21 protein-coding genes are annotated in these 22,107 nt (G+C 40.8%); 13 read left to right on the top strand and 8 right to left on the bottom strand.

The features are described 5' to 3' along the window. Nucleotides 1–103: 103 nt before the first annotated feature. The 3 genes from JIG41_RS14165 to JIG41_RS14155 all read left to right on the top strand — a co-directional run bounded on the left by JIG41_RS14165 (nt 104) and on the right by JIG41_RS14155 (nt 1,915). Complete coding sequence (locus JIG41_RS14165) at nt 104–436, top strand: DUF600 domain-containing protein (RefSeq protein WP_199524978.1); 333 nt, start codon at nt 104–106, stop codon at nt 434–436. 52 nt (nt 437–488) lie between these two features. Further along, nucleotides 489–668, top strand: coding sequence for a hypothetical protein (locus tag JIG41_RS14160; protein ID WP_199524977.1), 180 nt, complete (start codon nt 489–491; stop codon nt 666–668). Between the two features lie 902 nt (nt 669–1,570). Next, nucleotides 1,571–1,915, top strand: coding sequence for a PEGA domain-containing protein (locus tag JIG41_RS14155; protein ID WP_199524976.1), 345 nt, complete (start codon nt 1,571–1,573; stop codon nt 1,913–1,915). 46 nt (nt 1,916–1,961) lie between these two features. On the opposite strand, the gene JIG41_RS14150 is transcribed toward JIG41_RS14155, so the two are convergent. Further along, nucleotides 1,962–2,321 carry a DUF1294 domain-containing protein gene (locus JIG41_RS14150; RefSeq protein WP_036972329.1) on the bottom strand — a complete coding sequence of 120 codons (360 nt, stop codon included), beginning with the start codon at nt 2,319–2,321 and terminating at the stop codon, nt 1,962–1,964. A gap of 51 nt (nt 2,322–2,372) precedes the next feature. Between JIG41_RS14150 and JIG41_RS14145 the strand changes: the two genes are divergently transcribed. Beyond that, nucleotides 2,373–2,897, top strand: a complete 525-nt coding sequence (locus JIG41_RS14145; RefSeq protein WP_065978941.1) for a hypothetical protein — start codon at nt 2,373–2,375, stop codon at nt 2,895–2,897. A gap of 62 nt (nt 2,898–2,959) precedes the next feature. Here JIG41_RS14145 and JIG41_RS14140 read toward each other — a convergent pair whose 3' ends face one another. The 6 genes from JIG41_RS14140 to JIG41_RS14115 all read right to left on the bottom strand — a co-directional run bounded on the left by JIG41_RS14140 (nt 2,960) and on the right by JIG41_RS14115 (nt 10,733). Further along, the gene (locus tag JIG41_RS14140) at nt 2,960–4,477 is read right to left on the bottom strand and encodes a DUF3360 family protein (RefSeq protein ID WP_036972331.1); all 1,518 of its coding nucleotides are present in this window, start codon (nt 4,475–4,477) and stop codon (nt 2,960–2,962) included. Nucleotides 4,478–4,828: 351 nt separating this feature from the next. Then, entirely contained in the window at nt 4,829–6,952 is a 2,124-nt protein-coding gene (locus JIG41_RS14135) for a methyl-accepting chemotaxis protein (protein WP_065978940.1), read from the bottom strand. Between the two features lie 90 nt (nt 6,953–7,042). After that, nucleotides 7,043–8,260 (bottom strand): organoarsenical effux MFS transporter ArsJ, encoded by a 1,218-nt coding sequence (arsJ, locus tag JIG41_RS14130; protein WP_118845175.1) that lies wholly within the window; start codon nt 8,258–8,260, stop codon nt 7,043–7,045. A gap of 9 nt (nt 8,261–8,269) precedes the next feature. Next, a complete protein-coding gene (locus JIG41_RS14125; protein WP_180311711.1) occupies nt 8,270–9,271 on the bottom strand; it encodes an ArsJ-associated glyceraldehyde-3-phosphate dehydrogenase in 1,002 nt (333 codons plus the stop codon). Between the two features lie 13 nt (nt 9,272–9,284). Then, nucleotides 9,285–9,638 (bottom strand): metalloregulator ArsR/SmtB family transcription factor, encoded by a 354-nt coding sequence (locus tag JIG41_RS14120; RefSeq protein WP_036972337.1) that lies wholly within the window; start codon nt 9,636–9,638, stop codon nt 9,285–9,287. Between the two features lie 84 nt (nt 9,639–9,722). Continuing rightward, the gene (locus JIG41_RS14115) at nt 9,723–10,733 is read right to left on the bottom strand and encodes an AraC family transcriptional regulator (RefSeq protein ID WP_199524975.1); all 1,011 of its coding nucleotides are present in this window, start codon (nt 10,731–10,733) and stop codon (nt 9,723–9,725) included. A 106-nt stretch (nt 10,734–10,839) separates the two neighbouring features. Between JIG41_RS14115 and JIG41_RS14110 the strand changes: the two genes are divergently transcribed. From JIG41_RS14110 to JIG41_RS14100, 3 genes are read left to right on the top strand one after another with little or no spacing between them, the layout of a single operon-like run. Next, on the top strand, nt 10,840–12,273 hold the full coding sequence (locus JIG41_RS14110; protein WP_199524974.1) for a coniferyl aldehyde dehydrogenase: 1,434 nt from the start codon (nt 10,840–10,842) through the stop codon (nt 12,271–12,273). Between the two features lie 25 nt (nt 12,274–12,298). After that, a complete protein-coding gene (locus JIG41_RS14105; RefSeq protein ID WP_065978936.1) occupies nt 12,299–14,017 on the top strand; it encodes a GMC family oxidoreductase in 1,719 nt (572 codons plus the stop codon). 25 nt (nt 14,018–14,042) lie between these two features. Next, complete coding sequence (locus JIG41_RS14100) at nt 14,043–16,013, top strand: alkyl/aryl-sulfatase (protein ID WP_180311714.1); 1,971 nt, start codon at nt 14,043–14,045, stop codon at nt 16,011–16,013. A gap of 38 nt (nt 16,014–16,051) precedes the next feature. Here JIG41_RS14100 and JIG41_RS14095 read toward each other — a convergent pair whose 3' ends face one another. Beyond that, nucleotides 16,052–16,480 carry an organic hydroperoxide resistance protein gene (locus JIG41_RS14095; protein ID WP_036972342.1) on the bottom strand — a complete coding sequence of 143 codons (429 nt, stop codon included), beginning with the start codon at nt 16,478–16,480 and terminating at the stop codon, nt 16,052–16,054. Nucleotides 16,481–16,601: 121 nt separating this feature from the next. Here JIG41_RS14095 and JIG41_RS14090 point away from each other — a divergent pair, with 121 nt between their 5' ends. From JIG41_RS14090 to JIG41_RS14065, 6 genes are all read left to right on the top strand, one after another. Next, nucleotides 16,602–17,033: a MarR family winged helix-turn-helix transcriptional regulator gene (locus JIG41_RS14090; RefSeq protein WP_199524973.1), complete on the top strand. Its 432-nt coding sequence runs from the start codon at nt 16,602–16,604 to the stop codon at nt 17,031–17,033. A 93-nt stretch (nt 17,034–17,126) separates the two neighbouring features. Next, the gene (locus JIG41_RS14085; RefSeq protein ID WP_036972344.1) at nt 17,127–18,137 is read left to right on the top strand and encodes a zinc-binding alcohol dehydrogenase family protein; all 1,011 of its coding nucleotides are present in this window, start codon (nt 17,127–17,129) and stop codon (nt 18,135–18,137) included. Nucleotides 18,138–18,538: 401 nt separating this feature from the next. Then, complete coding sequence (locus JIG41_RS14080) at nt 18,539–18,769, top strand: helix-turn-helix domain-containing protein (RefSeq protein ID WP_036972346.1); 231 nt, start codon at nt 18,539–18,541, stop codon at nt 18,767–18,769. A 49-nt stretch (nt 18,770–18,818) separates the two neighbouring features. After that, on the top strand, nt 18,819–20,162 hold the full coding sequence (gene astB / locus JIG41_RS14075) for an N-succinylarginine dihydrolase (RefSeq protein WP_036972347.1): 1,344 nt from the start codon (nt 18,819–18,821) through the stop codon (nt 20,160–20,162). A 4-nt stretch (nt 20,163–20,166) separates the two neighbouring features. Continuing rightward, the gene (locus JIG41_RS14070; RefSeq protein WP_036972348.1) at nt 20,167–20,682 is read left to right on the top strand and encodes a GNAT family N-acetyltransferase; all 516 of its coding nucleotides are present in this window, start codon (nt 20,167–20,169) and stop codon (nt 20,680–20,682) included. Nucleotides 20,683–20,963: 281 nt separating this feature from the next. Continuing rightward, on the top strand, nt 20,964–21,959 hold the full coding sequence (locus JIG41_RS14065) for a DUF4382 domain-containing protein (protein WP_036972350.1): 996 nt from the start codon (nt 20,964–20,966) through the stop codon (nt 21,957–21,959). Nucleotides 21,960–22,107 lie beyond the last annotated feature (148 nt).

The following is a 22,107-nucleotide window of genomic DNA, read 5'->3' as shown; positions in this document are numbered from 1 at the left end:
TTCAGATAGTTACCTATTTCAGGGCGGTTTTTTTGACACATGGAAAGAGCTTGCCAAAAAATACGAAAACGACACTTTATAACTACAATGCTAAGGACAGCACATGAACACATACGCAAAACACATCCCACAGCAGCTGGGGCAATATCTCTATCAACAAATTAACGATGACTGGTCGAAAGCGATGCTAGTTTTAGATTGCCAGCACGATGAAGTCATTACATGCCAGGCCTTTTATGAAAAAGAGGCTGATAAAACTCAGCACCCTATTGCCGTTTCTGACCACATTATTGGTTTATTTAAAACAGTGTTTGATTCAGCAATACAAAATCAACCAGAAAATTGGCAGCGTGCGATTTTTAATCTCACTCGGCAAGGAAAGTTTAATATTACCTTTGAGCAAGAAGGTAGTACTGAAGAAAACGTGATTCTTTAAATCTGACTAAAAATTAGATCAACAGAAACCTAACACACTGCTCTTTAACAACATGAATATTGGCAAAATCACTAAAAGTAATACAGAGAAATTAAGTTATTTAAACAGTTTATTAGAAGGAGCAGACTATGACTCTGTTGAAACTTTTAACTTTGAGAGAAAGCTGATCAACTTAGAGCAATTTGGTGATGCTATTACAATCACACCTGTTATCACTTCTATTAAAAAGTAGCATTTAAATGACTAAACAATTTTTACCCCCCCCTAAAAGAAATAACAGATCCTAATAATCCTCCTGAAGGAGTAAAGCATCTGATTACTATAGCTGATTCACTAAATTACCCTAACGACTTTGAGTCTTTTTTACCCAAAGGAACTAACTCTCTATCGTCTCTCATAGAAATATCAAAAGAAAAGACAAACCTGACTTTAAATCAACTTGGCAATTTGATGCACCGCTGTCAATTTTACCTTGGTTCGTTAATAAATTTGAGTTTTTCACAAAAATGCCTCACGAAGGTGGATTACCCCATGGAAAAATAAGCACTGACGATTTAGTTTAAGGTGAAGATATTGGCTTAACACGCTTAATGGGGCGGTTAAATGATAGAGACGATCAAGGCTATAGCCTATCAAACTATTCACGGAAAGATCATGAGACAACAAATTATCAAATTTTAAATGTATCAGATAGTTATTTTTCCAGAGTGGCTTTTTTGATACTTGGAAAGAGCTTGCCAAAAAATACGAAAGTGGCACTTTACAACAACACCGCTAAGGACAGCAGATGACAACAATTATCCACACTCCAAAACAACACGTCTTATTTAACCTTATAAATCAGAGTCAATTTAATATCACTTTTGAGCTATATAGTAAAAACAACCAAACAAACCTTTAACTCATCAAATAAACAATAATGAAAAATCATTAAATAATGTATTTTTCAAAACTATAATTTGAACCTCATTAAGATACATACTAAAATACCACAAATTTATTATTGATAATAAATATGAAAGTCACGGAAGACTAATAATAGCCCCTGAAATACCTATTGTTATTCCTTGATTCTTCATGAAATTTCAAATCATAAACAGTTATGTTTATTGTGAACAATTAAATGGAGTAATTATGAAAAAGTTAAGTGCATTATTTGCCTTTTTAATATTAGCAGGCTGTTCATCAAGTCCTGATATTGAACCACAACCAGAACCAATTGTAGAACCTTCATCTGAAGTGATAGAAGACGAGTCAGTTATTTCTTTAACCGTTATCACAACACCTGATGATGCTCGAGTGCGCATTATGAATATCAAGCCTGTTTACGAAGATGGTATTGAGCTTAATGAAGGTAAATACGATATTGAGGTAACTAAACCTGGTTACTTAACTTACCGAAAGTGGGTTAATGTTGATAAGAAAACGATTTTAACCATCGAACTTGATAGCATTGAATCTATCCAAGCATCGCAATAAGTAATTTATTGATAAAAAAGGAAAGCCACTGCTTTCCTTTTAGTATTTAAATTAACTGTAAATAATACAGTGAAAACAGCGCACTACAGTTAACGATAATAGTTAACCACAGTACGGCGATAAAGCTGCGCTTTTTTGATTTATGCCTGAACCATTGTTGCGCAATTAATGATCCAGGCCAGCCACCAAACACACCTAAGAGGTGTAATGTGCGTTCAGGTACACGGATCACATCTTCACCATGTTGCACTGCTAATCGTTTATCCCAGCCATACACTAAAAAGCTAATTAAGCTTATACCGCTGTAAATCCCAGCGATAAGGTATGGCATATTTAACAGCCAACAGGCGAGCCATAACAATGCTAAAAACAACAATGAAAATGTAATTAATGTTTTCTTAATCAATGAACTATCGCCTATACTCAGCTAAACGAACGAAATTTATTAGGCTGTATTATGGCATATATAAAATCATTTTTACTATCACTGTGCTTTTGCTCTTTAACAGCACTTGCAACAGAGCAACCTCTCGATGAAAAACTAAAAGTATTTGAGCCTTACTTAGGCACTTGGCAATCAGACTTCAACGTAACAGCTGGCAAACCAGCAGTACAAGATGTAAGTACGTGGCAACGTGCACTAAATGGCACCGCCATTAAAACACTTCACTCAATTAACGAGGGTGAATACGGTGGCGAATCGATGATTTTCTGGGATAGCAAGAAACAATCGCTGGTTTTTTATTACTTCACCACCGCAGGTTTTTACACGCAAGGTACGATGAATGTTCTGAGCCCGACACAGTTTGTTGCCTACGAGAATGTGACTGGCAATAAAGAGGGAATTACAAAAGTTAAATCAACCAGCGAATTTAAAGATAACCAGTTTGTGGTGTCGACATCGTATCTTAAGAAAGGGCAATGGACTAAACCTGAAACACGCACTTATACCCGTAGTAATAAACAGGTGGTATTTAAGTAACGCGTATTTAAGTATTTAAAATAAACTAGGGTAAGGCGACTTAGCCTTACCCCGTAAATCAGTTAGTGTCTAAAATCAGCCATTAATGCAGGGATCCCAGGCAACATTCCTACAAGAGCCATAACCCCCGTTAAAATAATAAACATCACTAATGGAATAATCCAACGACTCATTTGGCTTAATTCAGCGCTTCGCTCTTTACACCCAATTAAACCTAAATTATCGAGCAACATCGTTAATGACCAGCCAAATGCTGGATTAACCAAGGTTGATGAAAACACCACTATGGCTGCTGATTGCGTGGTTTTACCTTCTCGGGTCATTTCCATGCCTGCTTCAAGTAAGGGAATAAATACCCCAACAATCAAGGCTACACACAATACGGGTTGCCAAATAGCTAAATCCATTGGGTAACCCCAAATACTGGCAATAATACAAAATAATGCAGTTAAAACTGCACCCGCTGGAATTGGCCGTTTCGCAATGGCTGCTGGCACAATATAGGTGCCCCATGAGGAGGTAAAGTTTGAACCACCGAGAAGTGAGCCAAACGTTTGACGAATTGACGCACTGAACATTGTGTCGTCAATGTTCATTTGTACTTTTTCAGTACGTTCTGGGTAACTAATTTTTTGGAACACTTGATGACCTAAAAAGTCGGGAGACCACATCGCCACAGCCAGTACAGCAAATGGCAATACCACCACAAAACTTTCGAGTGTGGGTAGACCTAACATCCAGCCTGTATTTTCACCCCACCAATACATTGGGTTCATATTCGGCAAGCCCGGCGCTGTTTTAAATTCAAAAGGTGCGCCAAGTGAAAAAGCAAGTAACCCCCCTAATAAACAGCTTAATGGCACAGCAAGCCAACGCTTTTTATAATGCTCAAGTAATGCATAAAGCACAATGGTTGATAAGATCACGATAAATGCGATATGAGTCATATCAATGCCTTCGGCCCACGCAAACAGCTTTTTAACCTGTGAAATAGTGCCAATAAAACCAAGGTAAAGAAGCAAACCACCACACACACCGCGACTGGTTAACCCAGCAAGTAAACTCCCCCCTTTACTGAGCGCTAATAGCAAGCCAAACGCCCCAATTAGTAAACCAAATGCCATGGGATGACCTCCCGCAGCAACAACAATTGGAATTAAAGGAATAAGTGGTCCATGCGTTCCAGCTAAGTTTGCCGTTGGTAAAAAGAATCCTGAAAACAATAAAATAAAGATGGATACAATTAATAGCTCGTAGCGCACATTTTCTAATATAAAACCTTCGCCAAGACCAAGTGGTGCTGCAAACGTAGCTGCAATGGCTCCCACCATCACTACTTTACCGATTGTACCGGCCATTGCTGGAATTGAATCTTCGAGCTCAAAGCGATAATCCCTAAAGGGTAAGTTAGGACGCCAACGCTTTGGCTGCATAATTTGTAGTTCGTGTTCTAGGTATTCATCGCGACTTGAAAATTCACTGCTGGGTTTATGAAGTGCTTGATAGCTTTTTTGTCCACTAAGCGTCTCTGATTCCTGATCAGCAGGCGTTTTTGACGCTTCATGCTGCCTCATATTCATGACTTCTCCTACTACTTATCTTGAAAAATTGTGTGAGTATTTATTTTGTACTTAGGGTAAAGCAGCAAGACACAAAACACGATTAGGCAAAAGGTAGGGTATGAATTTTGAAAAACACCTTTCAAGCAAAAAGCACAACAGGAAAATAAAATATAAGCAATTGATTTAAAATAAATTAAATTAATATGGGACAGTATTTTTTAATTTTAATACCCAGTAAAAAAGTCAGAATTGAACGCATTAACTATTAGTCTAATAAATTGCCTAAATAGTAAACGCTAAAGTACGGTATAAAAACAAAAGCCGTCAGTTACTCAGTAATCTGACGGCTTGAAGTGTGCGACTCAAACGCTATTTGGTTTTAAGTTTATTAAGCTCATCATCCTGCTGTGCCACGAGCGCATTGAGCGTTTGACTACCGTCGCCGGCTTGAGTCGAGAGCTCGGCTAGTTGCGATGCAGCATCTGAGATTAGGGTTAGATTACGGTTAATCTCCTCGGTTACTGAGCTTTGCTCTTCAGCTGCTGTCGCAATGTGGGTGATCTGTTGCGTAATTTCATCCACTTTAACAACTACTTCATGCAGCGCATCAAATGCAACAGACGTTTCGTCTACCGCAGTTTGAGCACGCACAACCCCTTGCTCAATGACTTTTGATGCATTACCGACCTCTAGCTGTAAGCTGTCGATTAAACCACTAATATCGTCAGTTGATGCGCGTGTTTTTGACGCAAGTGCACGCACTTCATCCGCAACAACAGCAAAGCCTCGACCTTGCTCACCCGCTCTCGCAGCCTCAATTGCGGCATTGAGCGCTAATAAGTTGGTTTGCTCTGCAATGGTTCTGATCACATCAAGTATTTGTGTAATGTCATTACTTCGCGCAGCCACTTTTTCAACGGCTTGGTTCGCTTGTTTAATCTCACTCGACATCGTTTTAACTTGAGTTACCGCCGACGATAAGCTCGACTCACTGTTTACAACAAGGCTATTAATTTCGTCTGCTTGCAGTGCCGATTGCTCAGAAGCTCGTGCCACTTCAAGGGCAGTCGCACTCATTTCGTTCATGGCTGTAACCACGCTTTCAATCTCTTGGAACTGTGATTGAACATTGTGTTTTGTATCTACCGACACATGCGTCGCTAATTCAGCTTGTTGTTTTGTCTGCGCAGAAACATTTTTCAGTTCACAGATAAGATCTCTTAATTTAGCTAAGAAAGCATTAAACCCTGTTGCCAACGCAATCAATTCTTCATGGGTATCAACATGCAATGTTTGTGTTAAATCGCCCTCTGAACTTGCCAAATTATCAACCCGTTGCTGTATCTGCTGAAGAGGAGCGACGATAGTACGGATCACCAGCAACATGATCACAAAAGCAGCGCCTGCGATAATAATTCCGGTGACTAAAATCAATCCTCCAAGCGTATTAGCATTTTCGCTCATGCTGTCAGCTAATGCTTGCGGCCCTTCAAGAGCAAGTTCAGTCGGCACTTCGATTAATAAATTCCACTGCTTTTTAGCAAGCTTAATGGTGATGGGGTAGTTAACTAAATACTCGTCCTCGACCTTAAAAATTCCGTTTTGTTTTTTTAATCTGTTGTAGTTATCAAGCATATTTTTAGGCACGACTTCTTTAAGTGGTCGGCCTAATTTATCTTTGTAATGACTGCTCCCTACAACCAAATCAAGCGAGCTTAATAAGGTTACGCGCGCTTTTCCGTTATACAGCTCTTTTGACAGTTTTTCTGTCATTGTTTGGAACACGGGTAACGTTAAATCAACCCCTGCAACACCAATGAACTCACTATTTCTAATAATAGGCACCGTAAGTGAGGTCATCATTTCTGAATAACCTGGCGAAATTTCGTATAGGTACGGCTCCATAATGCACGGGACTTTCGTGTCTTTTGCACAAAGGTACCATTCGGCTTCTCGTTGACCGAATTCACTCAGTTTATCTACATATTTTTCTTCTACGTCTTCAACCACTTGCTGCTCAATAGCACCATCACGATTACGCGTAAAATAAATTTCTAGGGTACCTGCCCCTGCAACTGAATGATCATAACCACTTATAAAATTCGCATCACGGCCATCAAAACCATTGCGTTCGAATTGGGTATAGATAGATGAAAGAAGTGTATTTTTTTCTAATAATGCGCGGTTTAATTCAACCACAGCATCACGCGTAATGGCATTTGCAGCTTGTTCATCACCGAGGATAGCTGCAAATGAATAAGGCACACGGTAAGCTTCATTTATAAAGCCAGCGACTTGTTCGCCATATGCTGCCGCATTGGAAGAAAGTTTATCTTCAACCTCTGCAACAATTAATTTTTCAGACTGCCCAGCAAGTTGCTCATTACTTTGTGAAAGCTGCCACCAGAGCACACTAGAAAGTACAAACACTGTAATAAAAATGCTTCCTACGGTAAGCCATAAAAGCTTTTTTGCTAATGCTAACTGCCGCATTGAATATTCCCGTTTTTATTGTTTATTTGATAATAGTTTAGACTATCTTGCTAAACTAACAGCAACAAACATAAAAAAAAGTATGAGTTTTTACTTTTTATTCAACGACCAGGTCGTAACAGATGCCATTGCTAATAAAGCCACACTCACCCATAAACACGCAACCAGCCCGAACACCTGAAACACCCAACCAGAGAGCACCGTTCCCACTAGTCGTCCTAACGCATTTGCCATGTAATAAAAGCCCACGTCGAGCGACACGCCATCGTTGTCTGCGAAACTAACAATTAAGTAGCTATGCAACGATGAATTGACCGCAAAAATGAAGCCAAAAATCAATAAACCAATCAATAAGCTTAGTTGCATAAACACGTTTAATGTCAGTGCTGTAGCCAACAAACAAGTGAATAGTGTTAATGCAGTTACCCACATTGCAGCTTGGCGTGTTGGCAAAAAACCTACTTTTTTATGGCCTGTGATACGCGGTGCCTGAGTTTGCACTAAACCGTAACCAATTACCCAACACGCTAAAAAGCCACTCACCCACCAGTGTTGCCAACCAAACTGCGTTGCCAAATACACAGGCAGTGCCACTACAAACCACACATCTCGCGAAGCAAATAAGCACATTCGGGCAAAGCTGAGTAAATTAATTGCCCGCGATTTTGAGAATAAGGTTTTAAATTTTGGCTTATTCTTAGCTTTTCCGATGTCAGCATTAAGCGTAAGCAGGCTTAAAATCCAAACCACTCCCAGCATCACTAACATGGCAAAAATAGCGCCTGTGAAACCAAATAATGTGAGTAACACGCCGCCTAAAAAGAAGCCGAGTCCTTTCAACGCATTTTTAGAGCCGGTTAGAATAGCAACCCATTTATACAGGGTTGACTCTCCCTCATGGCCTTTAGGTACCAAATACTTTATCGCACTTTTAGCACTCATTTTATTCAAGTCTTTAGCAATACCACTCAGCGCTTGTGCAGTCATGACAAACCCGACCGTTAACCAGTGACTGGGCGCACACAACATGGCGAGCGCAACAAGTTGCAACAATAATCCCAAATTCATGGTTTTATTGAGCCCCAAACGTGCCCCGAGCCAGCCACCGACTAAGTTGGTAATTACACCAAATACTTCATAAAACAAAAACAGCATGGCAATTGCTAATGCTTCATACCCAAGCTGATGAAAATACAGCACCACCAGCATTCTGAGCGCCCCATCGGTGAGGGTAAACGCCCAGTAATTACCGGTTATTATTAGGTATTGTTTTAATTCGTTTGGCAAAGCTGCCAATTGTTCACGCATCAAAATACCTTAAGACAATGCCACTTTACGAACCAGCTCAGCAGTGCGATTTGCATAACCCCACTCGTTGTCGTACCAAACGTAAAGCTTTAATTGGGTATCGTTAACAACCATTGTTGAGAGCGCATCGATAATGCCACTGCGAGGATCGGTTTTATAATCAATAGACACTAATGGCTTTTCTTCATAACCTAAAATACCTTTTAACTCACCATCGGCGGCTTCTTTAAACCACGCATTGACTTGTTTTTCAGTCACGCTTTCTTTTAATTCAAACACACAGTCGGTGATTGACGCATTGGTCAGTGGCACTCGCACTGCATGACCATTTAATTTTCCTTTTAATTCAGGGAAAATATGGGTAATAGCGGTAGCGCTGCCTGTTGTGGTGGGGATCAAACTTGTGCCGCAAGAACGCGCACGACGCAAGTCTTTATGAGGCGCATCAATAATAGTTTGCGTGTTCGTTATGTCATGAATGGTGGTCATTGAGCCGTGCTTAATACCAACCTTTTCCTGTAGTACTTTTACAACAGGCGCTAAACAGTTAGTAGTACACGACGCCGCTGTAACAAGTTGATGCTGTTGTGGATTATAAAGATGATCGTTCACCCCCATCACAATATTTAACACGCCGTCTTCTTTAACCGGCGCAGTGACAACAACCCGCTTTACACCTTGCGCTAAGTATTCATCGAGTAAGGCTTTGGTTTTCATTTTACCGCTGGCTTCAATCACGATATCGCAGTTTGACCAGTCAGTTTCTGCGATGGTTTTGTTGTTAGACACAGCAATTGTATGATGAGCAACACGAATGGTATCGTGATCCACCGTGACAGGCGTCTGTAATCGGCCGTGCACCGAATCAAACTCAAATAAATGAGCATGGGTAATTGCATCACCGGCAGGGTCGTTAATTTGAACGCATTCAAGTTCAGGCCAATTCAGTGCTGCTCTAAGTGTTAAGCGTCCCATGCGGCCAAAACCATTAATACCTATTTTAATTGTCATTGTGCTGTCCTCTTTAACAACAGTGCGCTTGACGTTCGGGGCGATTCCCCATCGTTTCAAGTCGGGTTAAGTCAGTGTCGATTAGCTGAAAATTTGAGTCTAACGTCGCTTTTAGAATTTGCTGCGTCCAGTTAGGTAAATCTGAGTTTAGTTGGTAGTAAACCCACTGGCTTTGTTTTCTATCTGATAATAGCCCTGACTTTCGAAGTAGTGCCAAATGGCGAGAAATCTTCGGTTGGCTCAATGCCAAAGCAGCCACTAATTCACACACACACAATTCTTGCTGATGCATGATCAGCAACAACGTTTTTAAGCGTGTTTCATCTGCTAAGCATTTAAAAAAAGCCGTAGGTTCTAAGTTATTCATAGCATCACCTTCGTTAGATAACGCTACTATATATGGAAAAACGAATATAAAAAACTCATATATGAAAAAACATATATTAAAGTTTTATGACACCCCGTGCTGTGTTTGCCACTGTGTTGGTGATACCCCAAACCAGGCCTTAAAACGACGACTAAAAATAGACAATTCTGCATAACCTAACCGCAAGGCTAAATCGGTCATACTTACATTACCGTGTTGAAGTAGTCGAACGGCTTCTGACTTTCTAACATCATCAAGCAGTTGTCGATAAGTCGTTTCATGCATAGTTAAAATACGCTGTAACTTTTTAGGGTGAACACCCATACTTAATGCCGTGTTTTCTTTACTACAGTCCCCTGTTGCCAATAGCATTTTCATGGCGCTTTCAATATGCAGCATTTCATCTGGGAGCTTATTTATACGCTGCATCTCAAGCTGATCTGCAATGAGGGTATCGAGAATGGCATCATTGAGTTTTGGTTTATACATTAAAAACGCACTCGAAAAATAAATAGCATCAGTATCAGCATTAAATTCAACCTCACAGCCAAACACCTTGGCAAACAAGGCCGTGTGTTCACTCACTGGCGACTGCCGAAGGCATACTTTATCGGCTCGCCACTTGGGACCCACCAGCTCTTTCATTACTTTATTGACTAAACACACAGCCAGTTGCGCTTTTTGAACAAATTCCTGCTTTTCATCAGACAAACGGACAAATCGTACTTCGCAGCTATTTTGCCCATATAAAGCAAGGTTAAGCACAATGCCCTCTGCATGTAGATAAATATATTTTTGGGCTACGTTTAACGCATCAAGAATCGTTGGCTGGCGCGACATATACGCCCCAATAAGGCCCACGGTGCTCATACTTTGTTGACTCCCTAATTTTAAGCCAAAGCATGGTTCGTCGCAGGCTGCTGCAGCGAGTTCTAAAAGCTGTAAATAGTGGCTATAAACAACAAAGCTGTCGGGGTCACGTAATTGTGCAGGTAAAATGCCCGCGTGTTCCAATAGCGTATTCGGGTTTACCCCGTAACGCCTGACTAAACCTTCAAAGCCCGCCAAGCTTGATGAGCGTATTAAACTTTCCACAAAAATACCATATGTCCCAAAGAGTCATTTCAGTGTCCTAAAAAGTCAAATTAACTGCAAGTATTTTATTTAAGCTATCAGTTACCTTTGCTATTAGAGCACCGACATGAACATTGCAAAACATCCAGTCATTATCGACGACATTCTGCACACCACACTTGCAAAGCAACGCGCTTTTGCAAAAGCCCAAGGGATAGAAAGCTATGAACAACGTCGTGAGCACTTACTTGCCTTAAAAGCCTTAATTACCAATAACCAAGAACGTATTATTAAGGCTATTAATCTCGACTATGGTAATCGTTCACGCCACGAAACGCTGCTTGCAGAGATCATCAATGCCTGTGCCGATATTAACAGTACACTCAAGCAACTAAAAAAGTGGATGAAAGTACAAAAACGTCATGTAGATCATCGCATGTACTTTGGAGCTAAAAACCGAGTGATACCACAGCCACTAGGGGTGGTTGGGTTGATCATTCCGTGGAACTTCCCAATAAATTTGGCATTTAGTCAGTTGGCAGCTGCCTTTGCCGCGGGTAATAAAGCCATGGTTAAAATGTCAGAGAATTCCCGTCATTTAAGTGCCCTACTCGCTGAGCTTGTTGGTCATTATTTCAAACCTGAAAAATTAGCCTTTTTTTGTGAAACAGGTGAAGTAGGGATTGCCTTTTCAAAGTTGCCATTTGATCACTTAATGTTTACCGGTTCCGGCGAAACGGGTAAAAAAGTAATGGCAGCGGCGGCAAAGAACTTGACCCCAGTTACCTTAGAGTTAGGTGGTAAGTCGCCTGCTGTCATCGCAAAAGATTACCCAATGCAAAAGGCTGTAGAACGAATAATGTATGTTAAACAGCTTAATGCAGGGCAAATTTGCACTAATGTTGATTATGTATTTGTGCATCAATCGCAATGTGAGCACTTTATAGAAACAGCGACCCATTGGGCAAAAAAACACCTACCCGATATTCACAGTGAAGACTACACAGCCATTATTGATGACCGCGCATTTAAGCGTTTAGTTGATTGCGTTACTGACGCTCAGCAACTCGGTGCCAAAGTGATCACACTGGGTAAACAAGCTGCCGATGCAAAAACACGAAAGTTCCCGCTCACGATCATTATGCATAGTAATGACAATATGCACATTGATACTCGCGAAACTTTCGGCCCTATTTTAATGCTCAAAACTTACCACTCTCCCCAACAGGTGGTTGATTACGTCAGCGAACGAGATAGACCGCTGGCCTTTTACCCGTTTAGCTACGACAAGTCATTAATCAACTACTATATTGATAACATTATGTCTGGTGGTGTTAGCGTCAACGACGCGTTATTTCATGTTGGGCAACATGACTTACCTTTTGGGGGAGTCGGTGCCAGTGGTATGGGGCATTATCATGGCTACGAAGGGTTTTTAACGTTCTCAAAATTACGCCCGGTGTTTTATCAAGCCAGATTTACTAGCATTAAGTTTTTAACACCTCCGTACGGTAAATTTGCTGACCGGCTATTAGCCTTTTTAACCCGAATAAACTCATAACAATAAACCCCAACAGGTGACAACAATGCAGCAAGATAATTTTGATTTTGACCAAATAGTTATTGGTTCAGGCTTTGGTGGCTCTGTGAGTGCCTTGCGTTTAAGTGAAAAAGGCAATCGGGTTTTAGTACTCGAAAAAGGCCTACGCCGAGATGATAAAGCGTTCCCCAAAACCAATTTAGATATTAAAAACTACATGTGGCAACCCGAAATTGGTTTAAAAGGCTGTATTCAATTTTCGTTTACCAATAAAGTCACCGTGTTACACGGTGTGGGTGTCGGGGGAGGTTCGCAAATTTATGCTAATGTGCATTTAATACCGGATGACGAAGTATTTCAATCTCCCGCATGGACACGCATAAAGCCAGACTGGAAAGAAAGCTTAATGCCCTATTATGGGCTTGCTCAGCGTATGCTCGGCAGTGCCAAAAACACCTACACCAATGTCGCCGATGACACACTCAAACATGTGGCAGAAGAAATGGGCCAAGGCAGCTCATTTAAAACCGTCAATACGGGAGTACTATTTGCCAAGCCCGGTGAAGCGTACAATAAAGAAGTACCCGATCCTTACTTTAATGGCGATGGCCCACGTCGTCACACCTGCAACTACTGTGGCAGTTGTATGATTGGCTGTCGTAACAATGCCAAAAATACGCTAATGAAAAACTACCTCTTTTTTGCACAGCGAAACGGGGTTGAAATTAGACCCAGCTCCGAAGTCATTAAAATCACGCCTCTTAATGACGATGGCAGTGCAGGCTATAAAATTAAAATAAAAGATACGAGCCATAAAAACAGCCATATCTACACCCTAAAAACCCGCGGAGTAGTGCTAAGTGCAGGCGTAATGGGCACAGTACCGTTGCTATTGAAAATGCGCGACCAAGATAAAACACTTCCCCATATTTCGCGATGGCTTGGGCAACAAATTCGCACTAACTCAGAAACGCTCACAACCGCAAACAATACAACTAAAAAAGTGGATGACGGCGTTGCAATCAGTTCGTTTATTTCTGTAGATAAAGACACCAATATTGAGATTTGTCGTTTTCGAGAAGGCTCAGATGGTACCTGGCTCTATTTGCCCTACGTACCAATGGTGACAGGCACAGGAGTTAAACGTATTGCAAAATTTTTACTAAACACAGTACGCCATCCAATTAAAACCGCCAAAGTACTCAGACCGAAGGGAAAAGCTCGCAGCTCTATTTTGTTCTTAGTGATGCAAAAATCAGAAGCTTTTATCCACCTTGAGTGGCGTCGAAAATGGTATCGATTATTTAAAAAGGGTATCACCGCAGTACAAAAAGCCGAAGATACCCCACTGACAGTCTCATTTCCAAAAGCAGAAGAAGCCACCAAACGCTATGCGGAGAAACTGGGCGGCGTACCCGGTTCAGCATTAACCGAAGTGTTATTTGGAGCCCCCATGACGGCACATATCATGAGCGGCGTAGCTATGGGTGCCGATGCGCAAACAGGCGTGGTCGACACCTCTGGTGAAGTTTTCGGTTACAAAAACCTACGCGTTATCGACGGTTCAATTATTCCGGGTAACTTAGGTGTTAACCCTTCTTTAACCATTACTGCCCTCTCTGAGTTTGCGATGAGCCAAATACCTGTTTTTGATGAGCAACGCGCAAAAACAATCAAGCCCATTTCGTTTAGCGAACCTTTAGCCGGTCAAACATCATCACTCACAGGCTCTGGTGATTTATTGGCACAAATAAAAAATGTATAAAAAGAACAACACCAAGGACACAAAAATGATAACAAAATTAATAAATCTCAGCCTATTAGCGTGTGTAATGTGTACTCATTACACACAAGCAGAAAGTGACCTAACGAGTAAACCTGCAAGTAAATTCACCGTTCAAAAAAACCAACAGTTGTTACAAACACTCCCTTTTAATGATAAAACTGACTTTGCACTTGCCAGTAAAGGGCTCATTGCTAAACCCCAAAATAAGCACATATTAAATGCAAATGGTGAGGTTATTTGGGACTTCAATCAATTTGATTTTTTAAAAGAACACGACTTTATCCCCTCCATAAACCCAAGCCTTCATCGCCAGGCTTTACTTAATCTAAATTACGGGCTTTTTAAAGTTTCTGAGCATATATATCAAGTAAGAGGCTTTGATTTAGCGAATGTAACTTATGTCAAAGGCGATACCGGATGGATTATATTTGACCCCCTCACCGTTCCTGAAACAGCCAAAGCAGCACACGATTTAATAACAAAGCACCTAGGTGATAGACCCATTAAAGCCATTGTTTACAGCCATGCACATGCCGATCATTTTGGCGGGGTAAAAGGCATTATTAGTCAACAACAAGTCGATAATAACGACGTACAGGTAATTGCCCCCGCGCACTTTATGGAACACGTTGTAAAAGAGTCTGTTTTGGCTGGCAATGCAATGCAGCGTCGCGCTGGGTATCAATATGGAAGTATTATTGGTAAAAATGAACTATCTACAGTTGATAGTGCGCTAGGTAAAGGGATTGCGTTTGGCTATGTTAGCTTAATCGCGCCTACCCGTATTATTGAACAGCCTCAAGAAACCATTGTTGTCGACGGCATTGAAATGGTAATGAAAAACACACCGAACACCGAATCGCCTTCAGAAATGAATACCTGGTTTCCTCAATTTAAAACCTTATGGATGGCCGAAAACACGGTCGCAGGCATGCACAACATCTATACAATACGCGGGGCAGAAACGAGGGATGCATCACAATGGAGCAAAAAAATAAACCAAACTTTACAACAGTTTGGTAAGCAAGCCGACATACTAATTGCTTCACACCATTGGCCTCGATGGGGTAATAAGAATATTGTTCATTACCTTGAAAAACAACGTGATATGTACGGATACATGCATGATCAGGCTCTCAATTTAGCCAATCAAGGGGTTACGATAAACGAAATCCATAACCAATTTACAGTACCGGAAAGTTTATCGAACGAATGGTTTAACCGCGGCTATCATGGCTCTGTTAGCCACAACGTAAGAGGCATTATTAATAAGTATCTTGGCTTTTTTGATATGAACCCTGCCACACTTAATAAACTCAGCCCTGCCGATTCTGCAAAACGATACGTAAAACTCGCAGGCGGTAGCAAGGCAATGCTAAACGAGGCACAAACGGCATTTAATAATGGTGAATATAGATGGGTAGCAGAACTGCTAAATCACTTAGTTTATGCGGAACCTGAGAATCAAGCAGCCATTGCATTACAAGCTGATACATTAGAACAATTAGGCTACCAAGCTGAAAATGCAGGTTGGAGAAATGCATACTTATCTGCAGCTTATGAGCTTAGAAATGGCATGCCAAGCAGTGTAAATAAAACAGAAATTGGGCCAGACATCATCAAAGCAATGAGTACTGAACTCGTCTTTGACTATTTAGGTGTGCGATTAAATGCCGAAAAAGCGGCTCAACATCAGTTTATTATCAATATTCAGCTGCCCGATACCCAAGAACAGTTCGTTATTGAGTTAAACAACGCCCACTTAAACAACTTAGCAAACACACAAAGTGAGCATGCTGATTTAACGCTAACGCTTAATCGTGCAGATTTAGATTTACTTTTAATGAAACAGGTCGACTTTAAGCGCTTACTTGAAAGCAATAAAGCCAGTTTCAAAGGTGATATCCAAAAATTTGCCTTATTGATTAGCTTAATTGACAACTTTGACTATTGGTTTGAAATAGTAAAGCCTTAACGAAGGAGGTGGGCTATTTAAGCCCACCTATCAGCATACTAAATCACTGATAATTCAACAGCAATGTTGCCGCGCGTTGCATTTGAGTAAGGGCACACTTCGTGTGCCTTATTGACTAATGTTTGCGCAGTTTCTTTGTCTAAATCGCCCACTGACACCGCCAATTTAACAGCAATACCAAAACCGCCCTCGATTGGACCAATTGATACTTCAGAGTTGATATGTGTATCACTCGGTAGTTTAACTTTAGCTTGGCCTGCCACTAATTTTAGTGCACCAATAAAGCATGCAGCATAGCCCGCTGCGAATAATTGCTCTGGGTTTGTGCCTTGACCGTCATCACCACCTAACCCTTTAGGTGTTGATAATGCGACATCTAAACGACCGTCATCTGATTTTGCAGTACCTTCACGGCCACCTGTTGCTGTGGCTTTTGCAGTATAGGCAACGCTTTGTAGTTCTTTCATGATTACTCTCCTTTGTGAGTGAATATATTTTGCATACAAAATATATTAGAACAGCTTTTTGAATATTGCAAATATTTTGTATGCAAATTAAAATACACTCACTGATCTTAAGGAATCCACTATGAATTACCCGCAATTAAAACTCGATAACCAACTTTGCCATCGCTTATATATGGCATCGAATAGCATTGCTCGCGCGTACCGTGATTCACTCAACCAGTTAAATTTGACCTACCCACAGTACGTCGTGATGATGGCATTATGGGAAAAAGACAAGATCAGCATAGCTGAATTACTCGAAAAAACAGCCATTGATGGCGGTGCTATGACGCAAATTTTAAAAAAGATGAGCGAAAAGTCGTTATTGAGTATTTACCAAGACAGCCAAGATAAACGTAAACGCCTAGTTCAACTCGAAGCCAAGGGTAAGGCCTTACAAGATGACGCTGCCAGTATTCCTGAACAAATTCGTTGTCGCTTTCCTAGCATCAATGAGCAACAGGCTTTGCAACTTATTCAGCTTCTCGATTTGGTAAATAGCGATCTTGATTAACAAAAATTATTTGAAAGTGAATTTCGATTACACCGCTTTTTAATAGATTTAAATGCGTTATAGTGGGTAAAACCCACTAAAACGGACACGATTATGAAAGCATTTGGTTATAGCAAAGCCACCCCAACGCTTGGTGAACATTCCTTACAAGCAATTGAATTACCAGATCCAGTTGCAACGGGCAGCGATATTTTAGTTGCTGTTGAGGCTATTTCAGTCAACCCTGTTGACACTAAAATCCGCGCAAACGTTTCTCCGCAAAGCGGCTATAAAGTCATTGGCTGGGATGCAGTAGGCACAGTAAAAGCCGTTGGTGAAAACGTGTCATTATTTAACGTTGGCGACCGAGTCTATTATGCTGGCGATTTAACTCGCCAAGGCAGTAATGCGCAGTTGCAACTAGTTGACGAACGCATTGTTGGTAAAGCACCCGCAAGCTTAACCAATGCAGAAGCCGCCGCCCTCCCTCTAACCAGTATTACAGCATGGGAATTGTTATTTGACCGTCTGCAAATTACGCAATCAAAAGACAGCAAACCCGCCTCAGTATTGGTAATTGGTGCAGCGGGTGGGGTTGGCTCAATTTTAGTGCAGCTTGCTAAACAGCTAACAAACTTAACAGTTGTTGGCACAGCGGCACGTCAGCAAAGTGTACAATGGCTAACCGACTTAGGCGTAGATTATGTGCTAGATCACAGCCAAGATCTCAATCAACAACGTATTGACGCAGAACTTGATGAATTTGATTATGTAATCAGTTTAACGCATACCGATAAGCACCTTGACAGTATTGTCGAGGTAATTAAACCACAGGGTAAATTAGCACTGATTGATGACCCCGCAAGCTTCGATATTTTAAAGCTTAAGCGCAAAAGTATTTCGCTTCATTGGGAGTTTATGTATACCCGCTCAATGTTTCAAACCGACGATATGATTGCTCAACATCAACTACTAACAACACTTTCAGAGCTTGTTGATAAAGGCATCATTAAAACCACCTTGGGTGAGCATTTAGGAAAAATAAATGTCGAGAACATACTCAAAGCCCATGCTATTTTAGAATCGCATCAAGCACGCGGTAAGTTAGTGCTTGAAGGATTTTAGCGTTACCAGCTTTCGTTAACATAGCCATTAATTAGCGCTAACGAGTTAGCGCTAATTATGTTCTCCTCTTTTTTTATTTTGTCGATATTCATAACGCACTGCCTTAATAAAACCCACCGCATCATAAAAGTGCAGTTTTTAAGACTTGCTTCACTATTTTAGTGCTTAGAGATTGCTACAAATATTTCCACAAAAAATAAGTCACTGATTTTAAATAATTTAAAATAAAAATAAAGAGTGGCACAGTTCTTCCAATAGTGAAAAAGGAACTTGCACCTAAAAGGAGACGAACGTGACTAACTTTTATCACACTCTTTACTTACTTTGGCGTTTAGATATTAGCACATGGCATGTGCATGAACCGGACGATCCACATACCACTGCAGATAAGGAGCGTCGCTATGTTAAATAACGATCCTGAATTTATAGAAGCACTGCAAAAAGTATCTGTTCATCATCTTACAATTACCGAAGCCGCTGAACAGTATGACATTCCCAAAAGAACGCTTTATAACGCTGTAAGGCAACAGCACGCAAAATTAAATAAGCAAAAAGCTTATTTAATTGCGACACAAAAACGGCTTAAACAACACCTTCGTAATGTTGAAATGGAGTTGGCTCGCTTCGTTTAAAAAAAATCTGTATGGTTTAAAAACACGCATTTAACAAATTGGAATGAGTATGCACGCAGTAGAAGTAAACTTTGATGGCTTAGTGGGGCCAACACACAATTACGCGGGATTATCGTATGGCAATGTTGCCTCATTAAGTCATGCCTCATCACATTCAAACCCTAGAGAAGCCGTATTGCAAGGGTTAGAAAAAATGAAGGCAATGCATGAGCTCGGCTTAGAACAAGGTATTTTTGCACCCCATGCTCGTCCTGATATCAACGTATTAAAACGTTTGGGATTTACTGGCAGCGACAGGCAAATTATTGAAAAAGCATTTAAAGCCGATCCCATTTTACTGCGAGCCTGTTACAGTGCGTCTGCTATGTGGACTGCAAACGCAGCAACCGTGTCTCCCTCTGCTGATACGCTTGATGGCAAAGTGCATTTTACAGCTGCAAACTTAAACAACAAATTTCACCGCTCATTAGAACCGACAACGACAACAGCGTTGTTGAAAGCCATGTTTAACAACGACCACTATTTTAGCCATCACTGTCACTTGCCTGACCAAGGTTTTTTCGGTGATGAAGGTGCTGCCAATCATAATCGTTTATGCGATAGCCATGCAGATACAGGGTTAGAGGTATTTGTATTTGGTGCGAGTAGCTTTAATAATGCACTCCCCAAACCAAGTAAATTTCCTGCACGGCAAACACTCGAGGCATCACAGGCTGTTGCTCGTTTGCACCAATTAAAACCCCACAGCCAGCTATTTATTCAACAAAACCCTGTTGTGATTGACCAAGGTGTGTTTCATAACGATGTAATTGCAGTCGCAAATGGCAATGTTTTACTGTGCCATGAGCAAGCTTTTTTAAACCAAGCACATGCCTTAGATGAAATAAAAAAAGCCTATACCGGTGAAAAAACCCTGCATATTATTGAAGTACCGACCCAAAAAGTAAGTATTACCGATGCTGTAAGCAGCTACTTATTTAATAGCCAACTTATTACACTTGCCGATGGCAGCATGCTGTTAGTCGCTCCACAAGAATGCCAACGTAACTTAGCTGTGCATCAATATATTCAAGAATTAATTTTGTCGGATAATCCGATACAACATGTCCGTTTTTTTGATTTACGGCAGAGCATGCAAAATGGCGGAGGCCCTGCGTGCTTACGCTTGCGTGTTGCATTAAACGCCAACGAGCTTAACGCGGTAAACCCTGCCGTGCGCTTTAGTCACGACAAATATGACCAACTAGTCAATTGGGCTAACACACATTATCGCGATTCATTAACGAGCAATGACTTTGCTGATCCTCAGCTTTTAACTGAGAGCTATCAGGCACTTGATGAGCTTACCTCGTTACTTAATTTAGGTTCTGTTTATCCATTTCAACAACAATAACGCCATGAAAATTAAAGCAGTACATTCAATAAAAGGGGTCGCCAGTTCGTTAAATACCCTGCTCATTAATAGTGTAGAAAGTGGTGCATCCATCGGTTTTATTGCACCGTTATCATTACACGCAGCTCATGACTATTGGCAGGGCGTTAATACTGACTTAGCCACGCCATATCGACGCCTTTATTTAGCTATGGAGGATGAGCAAGTGATTGGCTCTGTTCAATTATCTTTGTGTTCAAAAGCAAACGGAATGCACCGAGGTGAAGTAGAAAAACTGATGGTGCACACTGACTATCAAGGCCAAGGCATTGCAAAACAATTAATGAACACCCTAGAAACCGACGCTAACGCAATGGGGATTAGTTTATTAGTACTTGATACCCGTATGGGGGATATCGCATCCACTCTATATCGTAAGCTTAACTACATTGAAGCGGGCTCAATCCCAGGTTTTGCAAAAAGTTCCGCGGGTACGTTTGATGCAACAGTTTATTTCTATAAGCAAATCGGCTCTCGTTGATGGGGCCGAATTCAATCACTGATGACATAATTTTTCATTGTTATCCTGGGTAAGCATGTTCACTTTTTTTCAATAATAGTAAAAAATACGCACACTATAAGTTTAGCGAAAGCAGAAAAGCCATTATAAGTTGTTAAATTAATATACTGTATATGTAAGATAGCTGCATATTTCATCCTGCTTTTTTGATAAACGCAACGAGTTAATAACAATTCAAGTTCTATTAAGTTTTCGTTACTTATACTTCCTAGCATACACATAACACACTAAAGGAATGAATCATGAACTTTAAGTCAACAATGCTTAGCAGCGCTATCTTACTTGCTCTCGTTGGTTGTGGCTCAGACAACGACAAAAATGACAACATAGCTCAGCCGCAAATGGCTAAATTCACTCTGGGTGTATCTGATGCGCCAGTAACAGGCTTAAAAGCTGTCAATGTCGTATTTGATTCAATCACACTGAGAACGCAAGGCGGTGAAGATATCACTTTTGAAACGCGTGAAGACGATGATGAAACAAAACCTGAAATGGTCAACTTACTTGACTACACAGGCGACGATGTTTTCGCTCTTTTAGAAGATGAAGAAGTGCCTGCAGGCGAGTATCAGTGGATCCGTGCTGATGTTATCAATGGTGATACAAACGACTTAACAATGACATCACATGTTGTGTATGAAGATGACAGCATTGAACCATTAATCGTTAAACGTAAAGGCAACGACGGTGTGGGTGAAATTCAACTTGATGGCTTCACACTTAATCAAGCTGGTAACGAATTTGTTATTGAATTTGACCTTAAAAAATCATTAGTTGACCCGCAAAATAGTTCTGAAATTGTGCTTAAGCCTCGTGGTGTTCGTTTAGAGAACTTGGCTGAATCGCAAGATATTGAAGGCACAGTAAGCGACGTATTAATTGCTAACTGCGAAACCGATAATATTGCTATTGCTGCTGAAGATGGCTCGTTTGGCCACGCTGTTTACCTATACAGCAGTGACGTAGAAACACCAATGGACAACTACGAAGTAAATGAGAACGAAACACCGGCAGATGCACCACTTGCAACGGCTAATGTGGTTTTTGATAGTGAAGATAATCAATACGAGTTCGAACTTGCGTTCATTCAACCTGGTGATTACCAACTTGCTTACACATGCGCTGCACACATTGATGATGCAGAGGCAGAAGACCAAGAATTTACGCTTCATCAAATTAAACCTGTTACCGTTACATCGGGTGAAGACCTAACAGTGTCATTCACATTACCTGAGTAATAAAGGTTAATACCCCACTTAAAAGCCCGCTTTGCGCGGGCTTTTCTATTCTTTATCATATGAAACAGCCAAAGACTAAACCAACAGAGTCTTTCCCTTGTTGCTGTGCTGGTTTTCTCGTTGTGGCTATTTGAATATGTTAATATTA

The sequence above is a fragment of the Pseudoalteromonas sp. bablab_jr011 genome (assembly GCF_016464045.1).
GTDB classification, from domain to species: Bacteria; Pseudomonadota; Gammaproteobacteria; order Enterobacterales; family Alteromonadaceae; genus Pseudoalteromonas; species Pseudoalteromonas lipolytica.
The sequence above is the reverse complement of the archived record's forward strand: the minus strand, read 5'-3'. Positions and strand labels throughout refer to the sequence as shown.